The organism is Escherichia sp. AM3, from assembly GCF_032029835.1.
Lineage (GTDB): Bacteria > Pseudomonadota > Gammaproteobacteria > Enterobacterales > Enterobacteriaceae > Escherichia > Escherichia coli.
Genome location: NZ_JAVUPQ010000054.1, coordinates 18,986 through 27,338, shown reverse-complemented (window position 1 = coordinate 27,338; position 8,353 = coordinate 18,986). Strand labels below are relative to the sequence as shown.

Genomic DNA, 8,353 nt, shown 5'->3' with positions numbered 1-8,353 from the left:
CGGTGGAGCTGCATGACAAAGTCATCGGGCATTATCTGAACATAAAACACTATCAATAAGTTGGAGTCATTACCAGCACATCAAGCACATCATTAATCAACATCCCAATACGTTATTTATCGTTTTTATGGCAATTGCCAATGTTCATTTTGATGAATATCTATTGGTCAGAAAAAATTTATTGATCAGTTCTAAATCGATTAAATCGGAATCTCTCGACGATATCCTTGGCGATATTCTGAAAAAAGAGACAACGATAACCTCGTTTTTAAATATGCCGACGTTATCATTGAGCCGAACCGAATCGAGTATGTTGCGAATGTGGATGGCAGGTCAGGGAACCATTCAAATCTCTGACCAAATGAATATCAAAGCCAAGACCGTTTCATCGCATAAAGGTAATATTAAACGTAAGATCAAAACGCATAATAAACAGGTTATCTACCATGTCGTCCGACTGACGGATAATGTGACTAATGGTATTTTTGTCAACATGCGCTAACACATTCTGACTGGTGGTTTCCCACCAGTCAGGCTGAATAAGATTACTCTGCTTTCTCCACAAAGATACCGTCCTGATGCCCTGCTTCATTAAAGAACCAGATGCCGAGCGGGTAGTCTTCCAGCGAAACCAGGTACATTGTGCCTTCACTAAACTCCTCAACTGCCAGTACCACGCCAGGACGACGCGGACCGCCATCCGTTTTGACTGTTACCCGATCATTCACCTTCATCGTTTTCCTCCTGTGGCTTTGTGCCAGTGTAGAACAATTTCGTTTTTCTGGCAGCGCCAGCCGCGCGCGAGTGCTGATTTTCTCGACGGTCTATACTTAAGAGATGCCAGGCGGACTTAACGACTGGCGGCAACAACAGAGTAACGGTTGCGAGGAAAGATGATGAAAACCGCAAAAGAGTACAGCGATACCGCAAAACGTGAGGTCAGCGTCGATGTCGATGCCCTGCTGGCGGCGATCAATGAAATTAGCGAAAGCGAAGTTCATCGCAGCCAGAACGATTCTGAACACGTTAGCGTCGATGGACGTGAATATCATACATGGCGTGAATTGGCGGATGCCTTCGAACTGGATATTCATGACTTCAGCGTCTCTGAAGTGAATCGTTGAATGCACAATAAAAAAATCCCGACCCTGAGGGGGTCGGGATGAAACTTGCTTAAGCAAGAAGCACTTAAAAAATTCGTTACACCAGGAAATCTGATGTGTTCATCACCTTATCCGCAATTTTTTTCGCTGACAAGAAAATATTCGCCATATGAATGATTAACGCTACTTATGAATAGAAATGTGACGCACGTCACCCCTTGGTGGCTCTGGCGTCAGCGGGATCGCTCCCGAAAAAATCATCTTTGATAATTTGTGCTGTTTTGAGAATCATCCTGGTAAGGGGAGTACTGCGCGACTATGTTTTCAATTCAACAACCACTACTGGTTTTTAGCGATCTTGATGGCACCCTGCTGGATAGTCATAGTTATGACTGGCAACCGGCAGCCCCCTGGCTCACCCGTTTACGCGAAGCAAATGTACCCGTCATTCTGTGTAGTAGTAAAACTTCAGCAGAAATGCTGTACTTGCAAAAAATGTTGGGGCTACAAGGCTTACCGCTGATTGCAGAGAATGGCGCAGTGATCCAGCTTGCTGAACAATGGCAGGAGATAGACGGTTTTCCACGCATCATCTCAGGTATTAGCCATGGCGAAATCAGCCAGGTTTTAAATACGCTACGCGAGAAAGAACATTTTAAATTCACAACTTTTGATGATGTCGACGATGCAACCATCGCCGAATGGACGGGATTAAGCCGTAGCCAGGCGGCGCTGACGCAGCTTCATGAGGCGTCGGTAACGCTAATCTGGCGCGACAGTGACGAGCGTATGGCACAATTTACCGCGCGTCTGAACGAACTGGGCTTACAGTTTATGCAGGGTGCGCGCTTCTGGCATGTACTGGATGCCTCTGCCGGAAAAGATCAGGCTGCCAACTGGATTATCGCGACTTATCAACAATTGTCAGGCAAACGCCCAACCACACTTGGCCTGGGCGATGGGCCAAACGATGCGCCCTTACTGGAGGTAATGGATTACGCGGTGATTGTGAAAGGGCTAAACCGTGAAGGGGTGCATCTGCATGATGAGGATCCGGCCCGCGTCTGGCGAACGCAGCGTGAAGGACCGGAAGGCTGGCGTGAAGGGCTGGACCATTTTTTCTCCGCCCGTTAAGCGTTATCGCTCGCGCATACCCGATTACGCCCGGCCTGTTTAGCGAGATAAAGCCGACGGTCAGCCAGTGACTGGAGTTGTTCAAAATCATAATCACCGGTTTCCTCGCTGCTGCTTACCCCCAGCGAGGCACTGATGCGTATCGTCGTACTCTTAGCGATCAACATCTCTTTTTCATTCAACTTCAGGCGAATACGTTCTGCGACTGCCGCAGCCTCCGTCAGACTCGCGCCTGGCAGAATCACACAAAACTCCTCACCACCGACCCGCCCGGCAACGTCCTGCGCACGCAAGGAACTGCTAATTAATCCGGCAGCATGAGAAAGAACACGGTCGCCCGCCTGATGACCAAAGCGGTCATTAATCGCTTTAAAATGGTCAAGGTCGACCTGAATGACAGAAAAAGGATGTTGGTGCGTCTGACACAATTTCGCGAGCGGACGGGCTTTTTCAAACAGTGCGCCACGATTATATAAACGGGTTAAGGTGTCGTGCCACGCCTGCCACTGCAACGAGCTTTGCAGAACATACATGTTGCTAACCATCCGGCGAATCACATACCAGGAGATGAGTAACATGGTGGTAAAGAGCGCCCACAGCAGGGTTAATGCAATGCTGATACTGCCGAAATCGCCGCGCACGCCTTCGCTTAGCGTATGGACGCGCACCAGCACACCGTCGAAATGGTCCAGACGTTCCCAGCTAACATAGCGACTGTCCATACGAATGCCGCCCCGCGTGTCATGTTCCATCGCCTGCGCCAGCAAGGCCAGTTCACGAGGATCAAAAATATTCCCTGTTGGATGGTCAGGATTGGAAGAGGTCAAAAATCTCAGCTTACTGTCATAGAGCTGATACTCACCATCGAGGTTTTTATCGATGGCGTTTCTTAAAAATTGCTGCATGGTACGCACGGGAATACTCATCCCCAGCACGCCATACCAGTAGTTATTACTGTCTACTGGAACACTGACGGTAACCTGCGGTTCAGTATTGCTGGCGTGTTCCGGTTGCGAAGTAAACCAGCGTACCGCGCGGTGACGATTTTCTCGTTGCGAATGGCCGATAAACCAGGGTTGGGTGACATAGCCGTAATAACGCGTTGGTACATTGCGCGTAAACAAGGTCGGCTGCGTCGAAACGTAAAATCCGGCACGCGAGACATACATCGCCTGTTCAACCATCGACGAGGTGTTGTGCGCCAGTCGCAGCAAGTAACCAACTTCCAGTGCAGCGGTAATTTCATTGTCGAGGCTTTCATTTTCGCGAGACAGGAGATTCCCCTCGCTGACTAATGCATCCGATACGCCATTGACTGACAGGGTGCGTCGTCGGTTGAGTTCAATTTGCTAGGCGTGCTCGTCGCGATGCTGTTCGAACTCGGTTACAGCATTACGCAGTGAAGTGAAATCCAGTGGCGCTACGAGAGCTTCGCGCATGCCATTACGCAAAAAGATCAGTTTGTCGACGTTATACTGCAAATGCTTATCGAGCGCGTTGGCTACGTTTTCCAGATGATTACGCTGGCTGGAGATATAGGCATCTTCCAGCACCACTACTTCACGCCAGGTGAGCAAGGTGGAAAAAAGCAATACCACGATAAAGCAGAGATTAACGACATGACCAGGCCCCAGGCGGCGTGCGAGTTTTTTCAACCAGCTCTGGTTTTCCATTTTTGTCTCGTGCTGCACCCTGACGACTCCCAACCTGCTTTTTTATGATTCTGGCATAACCTGGCGATAGCGTACCGCAAAACAGCGATAATTTTATAATGGTGGCATGATAAGACGCGACAGACATCGATAGTTTTATAACGTAGGCATGATAAGACGCGATAGCGTCGCATCAGGCAATTCAGTGCAGACACTGGCACACCCGACCGGATGCGACGTGAGCGCCACATCCGGTCGGGTGTTAATGATACCCTTTCAAACTTCTTCCGCAGAACGACTCCCCTCCCCCGGAACAAGCTCGGTTTCATGAAAAGCTTCCCGCTTGACCCCGTAACCGTCATACCAACGACACTCAACCATACCGCTGGAGTATCCGGTGACAATCATCCGCGGGCCGCCCTCTTTAACCGTAACTTCCTCACTAACCATAAAGCTCATACTCGCCTCCTTTTTTCGAGTGAAACTTGTTCACCTTAGTTGAAGATGGCGAATTTTGCATAATAGCCTGTGCGAGTATTAATGTGCCTGACCGCGTATTTTCGCTACGGCTTTCACTCCCAGCACCACGATGCCGCCGATGATAAATCCAAGAATCAGATTTAAAACAGTCGGTAATATCATCGCCACCACTGCACTTTGCTGCCCGGCGAAATGTTCAATGGCGTGATGCAGCGGCGCAATACCATGTACCACAATCCCGCCGCCGACGAGGAACATCGCCAGCGTGCCGACAATCGATAACGCCTTCATCAACCAGGGCGCAATGATCAATAACCCTTTACCTAATGCCTGCATCAGCGCGCTGGATTTTTCCGCCAGCCAATACCCCAGGTCATCAATCTTAACGATAACCCCTACCAGACCGTAGACGCCCACGGTCACTACCAGCGCGATGCCTGAAAGCACCAGCACCTGATTAAGCAACGGCGCTTCGGCCACAATCCCCAGCGTGATGGCGACGATTTCGGCAGACAATATAAAATCGGTACGAATCGCCCCTTTTATTTTGTCCTTTTCAAACTTCAGCGGATCCTGCGCCGCCAACTTCTCCAGACGCTGCTGGCTCTGCGCCGGATCTTCTTTATGTTTACGCGCCTCCAGCATATGCAGCACTTTCTCTACTCCTTCAAAGCAGAGAAACGCGCCACCAATCATCAACAGAGGCGTAATCGCCCACGGGATAAACGCACTGATGATCAGCGCCAGCGGCACCAGAATCACTTTATTAATCAGCGATCCTTTCGCCACGCCCCAGACCACGGGAAGTTCCCGGTTGGCCCGCACGCCTGAAACTTGTTGCGCATTGAGCGATAAGTCATCCCCTAATACACCGGCGGTTTTCTTCGCCGCCAGTTTGCCCATCACGGAGATATCGTCCAGCAGTGTGGCGATATCATCGAGCAACGTCAGTAAACTACTCCCGGCCAAAAGCATTCCCTCTCATTTTTATTGTTGAAGGGTGTAAGTATGAAGCAAAAACGGCAGCTCTGATACTTGCTTCACAGGTCAACATTTTTTTAACAATCAAGTGCAATTATATCTCTCGCCAGCAGAATGATTTTCACGTTTACTATGAACCACCTTTTTATTTCCACCGTGAGGGATTATGCGTTTCCGCCAGTTGTTACCGCTTTTTGGCGCGCTGTTTGCGTTGTATATCATTTGGGGCTCAACCTATTTTGTCATTCGGATTGGCGTGGAAAGCTGGCCTCCGTTAATGATGGCGGGCGTTCGATTCCAGGCAGCCGGTATTTTATTGCTGGCATTTTTGCTACTGCGCGGACACAAACTCCCCCCGCTACGTCCGCTGCTCAATGCCGCGCTGATTGGCCTGTTATTGCTGGCTGTCGGTAATGGCATGGTGACGGTTGCCGAACATCAAAATGTTCCTTCCGGCATCGCCGCCGTAGTGGTTGCAACCGTACCCCTCTTTACCCTGTGCTTCAGCCGCCTGTTTGGCATTAAAACGCGCAAACTGGAATGGGTGGGTATTGCCATTGGGCTTGCCGGAATCATCATGCTCAATAGCGGTGGAAATTTAAGCGGCAATCCGTGGGGCGCGATTCTGATTTTAATCGGCTCGATTAGCTGGGCGTTTGGCTCAGTTTATGGCTCGCGCATTACCTTACCTGTAGGGATGATGGCGGGTGCGATTGAGATGCTGGCGGCAGGCGTGGTGTTAATGATCGCGTCGATGATTGCAGGTGAAAAACTGACGGCGCTCCCTTCCCTTTCAGGCTTCCTTGCGGTCGGCTATCTGGCGCTGTTTGGTTCGATTATCGCCATTAACGCTTATATGTATTTAATCCGCAACGTCAGTCCGGCTCTCGCCACCAGCTACGCCTACGTTAACCCGGTGGTCGCGGTCTTGCTGGGTACGGGACTGGGCGGAGAAACGCTGTCGAAGATTGAATGGCTGGCGCTCGGCGTAATTGTCTTCGCGGTGGTACTGGTCACGTTGGGAAAATATCTCTTCCCGGCAAAACCCGTAGTTGCGCCAGTTATTCAGGACGCATCAAGCGAGTAAATGAATCCCCTGCGTGTCGATCTGCGCGCTGGCACCTTCGCCGCAGATCCACTCTTCCAGACGCTCGGTAAGCGCTTCATCCGTCAGCTTCTCGCGCCCACGTAATGCACACTCCCAGACAATCAATACGCGCCAGCCGAGTTCCTGCAAACGACTGATATCGCGGCGATCGCGTTCAACATTTTTACTTATCTTCTCCAGCCAGAACTCGGTTCGAGTCGCAGGCACTTTAAACAGATAGCAGTGATGATGGTGCCAGAAGCAGCCGTGGGTAAATATCACGCAACGATATTCATCAACGACAAAATCCGGACGTCCGGGCAGACTGGCGTCCTGAACGCGAAATGCCAGGCCCTGCCCGGTTAACAGACTGGCGAGGCGCTTCTCTATCGCCGTATCACGCGTGGCAATCGCGCGCATATTTTTGCTGCGAGTGGCCTTATCGTGAACGTCGGCCATGTTGTGCCTCTTGCTGACGCAACGCCACCGCCTGTTTGATTTTTGGCTCAAGCAGTTTTGCCACCGCGGCAAAGACCGGCACGACCACCGAGTTACCGAACTGGCGATAGGCCTGAGTGTCCGAAACCGGAATGCGGAATTTCGCTTCTCCCGGCGCTTCAAAACCCATTAAGCGCGCGCATTCCCGAGGCGTTAACCGACGTGGACGATGTTGCTGATTCTGCGGATCGTCAAAGTCTTTCTCACCTTTGGCCATATCCCAGCCGCGATCGATTAAAATTTCCGCGCCATCTTTGTAATAACGCGCAGACAGCGTACGCGTGACGCTTTGCGGATTGTTCGGATAAACCATTCCATAACCGAAGCCGTTACCGCGCGCCTGATGTTTTTTCGCATATCGATAGAGGTACTTCCACAGCACCGGCGTCAGGATATATTTCGCCTCGACCATCGGGTCCAACAGCTGCGCCAGCGTCACTCGCTGCGCAGGGAAACATTCGCTGATATCACGCAGGGTAAAATCGGCTTTCAGATTCAGATCGCGACGAAAACCCACCAGCACGATGCGTTCACGGTGCTGCGGCAGAAAATGTTTGCCGTCGATGATTTTCGGATCGTCTGGCCCATTATCTTCTGCATCAGCCACGTCATAGCCCAGTTCGTCCAGCGTCTGCATGATGATGCGGAACGTTTTACCCTGGTCGTGACTTTTCAGGTTTTTGACGTTTTCGAGCACAAACATCGCCGGACGACGCGCGTCGATAATGCGTACCACATCAAAAAACAGCGTGCCCTGGGTATCGCAGGCAAAACCGTGCGCCCGCCCGAGCGAGTTCTTTTTCGATACGCCAGCCAGCGAAAATGGCTGACAAGGGAAACCGGCCAGTAAAACATCGTGTTCAGGAATGTGTTGACGAATATGTTCCGCCGCCGCCTCATCACTCACGCCTTCTTTATGGCTGAGGGTGATGTCGCGGATATCTTCATTAAAATGATGCGTCGCCGGATCGCAATAATGGTTGGCTTTATAAGTGCGTACCGCATGTTTGTTCCATTCGCTGGTAAACACGCACTGTCCGCCAATCGATTCAAAACCGCGACGGATGCCGCCAATTCCGGCGAATAGATCGATAAAGCGAAACGCATAATGCGGATGATGTGCCGGTGGTTTGGGTAATAACGTTTGCAGATGGGCGAACTCTTTCTCACTTAAACGGTGCCATGCCGAGTCATTCGCCAGCGCACGTTTTAAAATTGCCGCGCTCCAGTGATTCTCACCTACACCATTAAGCTGCGCCACCAACGTTTTAACATCATAAATTTGCAGCAGTTTCTCCAGCATTGCCTGTGCGGCATTCCCGGTGCTGTATGAATCGGTTACTGATATATTTTCCTGCATAGATTTCACCGGCCATCTGAGATGGCCGACAGGTTAACATAATTACAGCCATTTAGGG

9 protein-coding genes and 2 pseudogenes are annotated in these 8,353 nt (G+C 50.7%); 5 read left to right on the top strand and 6 right to left on the bottom strand.

Annotation, left to right across the window (positions count from 1 at the left end; genetic code table 11):
- Positions 1–2: 2 nt before the first annotated feature.
- Both RTW80_RS31445 and rcsA read left to right on the top strand, forming a co-directional pair.
- Positions 3–59 carry an IS1 family transposase gene (locus RTW80_RS31445; RefSeq protein ID WP_003032489.1) on the top strand — a complete coding sequence of 19 codons (57 nt, stop codon included), beginning with the start codon at positions 3–5 and terminating at the stop codon, positions 57–59.
- A gap of 5 nt (positions 60–64) precedes the next feature.
- Positions 65–502: pseudogene (gene rcsA / locus RTW80_RS17320) on the top strand (transcriptional regulator RcsA); the annotation flags it as partial.
- A gap of 43 nt (positions 503–545) precedes the next feature.
- Here the strand turns inward: rcsA and dsrB are convergent.
- Positions 546–734 carry a protein DsrB gene (gene dsrB, locus RTW80_RS17315; RefSeq protein WP_000867217.1) on the bottom strand — a complete coding sequence of 63 codons (189 nt, stop codon included), beginning with the start codon at positions 732–734 and terminating at the stop codon, positions 546–548.
- Between the two features lie 162 nt (positions 735–896).
- Here dsrB and yodD point away from each other — a divergent pair, with 162 nt between their 5' ends.
- The gene (gene yodD, locus RTW80_RS17310; RefSeq protein ID WP_000844800.1) at positions 897–1,124 is read left to right on the top strand and encodes a peroxide/acid resistance protein YodD; all 228 of its coding nucleotides are present in this window, start codon (positions 897–899) and stop codon (positions 1,122–1,124) included.
- Between the two features lie 297 nt (positions 1,125–1,421).
- Complete coding sequence (locus RTW80_RS17305) at positions 1,422–2,237, top strand: mannosyl-3-phosphoglycerate phosphatase-related protein (RefSeq protein WP_000491517.1); 816 nt, start codon at positions 1,422–1,424, stop codon at positions 2,235–2,237.
- On the opposite strand, the pseudogene dgcQ reads toward RTW80_RS17305, so the two are convergent.
- The 3 genes and pseudogenes from dgcQ to RTW80_RS17290 all read right to left on the bottom strand — a co-directional run bounded on the left by dgcQ (position 2,234) and on the right by RTW80_RS17290 (position 5,344).
- Positions 2,234–3,928, bottom strand: a pseudogene (dgcQ, locus tag RTW80_RS17300) (cellulose biosynthesis regulator diguanylate cyclase DgcQ). The gene RTW80_RS17305 and the pseudogene dgcQ sit on opposite strands and share 4 nt — an antisense overlap.
- A gap of 237 nt (positions 3,929–4,165) precedes the next feature.
- Positions 4,166–4,348, bottom strand: a complete 183-nt coding sequence (locus RTW80_RS17295; RefSeq protein ID WP_000009307.1) for a YodC family protein — start codon at positions 4,346–4,348, stop codon at positions 4,166–4,168.
- Positions 4,349–4,426: 78 nt separating this feature from the next.
- A complete protein-coding gene (locus RTW80_RS17290) occupies positions 4,427–5,344 on the bottom strand; it encodes a DUF808 domain-containing protein (protein WP_000922682.1) in 918 nt (305 codons plus the stop codon).
- 172 nt (positions 5,345–5,516) lie between these two features.
- Here RTW80_RS17290 and yedA point away from each other — a divergent pair, with 172 nt between their 5' ends.
- Positions 5,517–6,437 carry a drug/metabolite exporter YedA gene (gene yedA, locus RTW80_RS17285; RefSeq protein ID WP_063119143.1) on the top strand — a complete coding sequence of 307 codons (921 nt, stop codon included), beginning with the start codon at positions 5,517–5,519 and terminating at the stop codon, positions 6,435–6,437.
- On the opposite strand, the gene vsr is transcribed toward yedA, so the two are convergent.
- Positions 6,426–6,896 carry a VSPR family DNA mismatch endonuclease gene (gene vsr / locus RTW80_RS17280; RefSeq protein WP_000786006.1) on the bottom strand — a complete coding sequence of 157 codons (471 nt, stop codon included), beginning with the start codon at positions 6,894–6,896 and terminating at the stop codon, positions 6,426–6,428. The two genes, yedA and vsr, sit on opposite strands and share 12 nt — an antisense overlap.
- Positions 6,877–8,295, bottom strand: a complete 1,419-nt coding sequence (dcm, locus tag RTW80_RS17275) for a DNA-cytosine methyltransferase (protein WP_001157238.1) — start codon at positions 8,293–8,295, stop codon at positions 6,877–6,879. The genes vsr and dcm overlap by 20 nt, the downstream gene beginning before the upstream one ends.
- Between the last annotated feature and the right edge of the window lie 58 nt (positions 8,296–8,353).

What these genes read in the sequence shown, in the direction of transcription:
- yedA (WP_063119143.1), top strand. Translation starts at nt 5,517, where the DNA reads ATGCGTTTCCGCCAGTTGTTACCGCTTTTTGGCGCGCTGTTTGCGTTG.
- yodD (WP_000844800.1), top strand. Translation starts at nt 897, where the DNA reads ATGAAAACCGCAAAAGAGTACAGCGATACCGCAAAACGTGAGGTCAGC.
- vsr (WP_000786006.1), bottom strand. Translation starts at nt 6,896, where the DNA reads ATGGCCGACGTTCACGATAAGGCCACTCGCAGCAAAAATATGCGCGCG.
- dsrB (WP_000867217.1), bottom strand. Translation starts at nt 734, where the DNA reads ATGAAGGTGAATGATCGGGTAACAGTCAAAACGGATGGCGGTCCGCGT.
- RTW80_RS17295 (WP_000009307.1), bottom strand. Translation starts at nt 4,348, where the DNA reads ATGAGCTTTATGGTTAGTGAGGAAGTTACGGTTAAAGAGGGCGGCCCG.
- dcm (WP_001157238.1), bottom strand. Translation starts at nt 8,295, where the DNA reads ATGCAGGAAAATATATCAGTAACCGATTCATACAGCACCGGGAATGCC.
- RTW80_RS17290 (WP_000922682.1), bottom strand. Translation starts at nt 5,344, where the DNA reads ATGCTTTTGGCCGGGAGTAGTTTACTGACGTTGCTCGATGATATCGCC.
- RTW80_RS17305 (WP_000491517.1), top strand. Translation starts at nt 1,422, where the DNA reads ATGTTTTCAATTCAACAACCACTACTGGTTTTTAGCGATCTTGATGGC.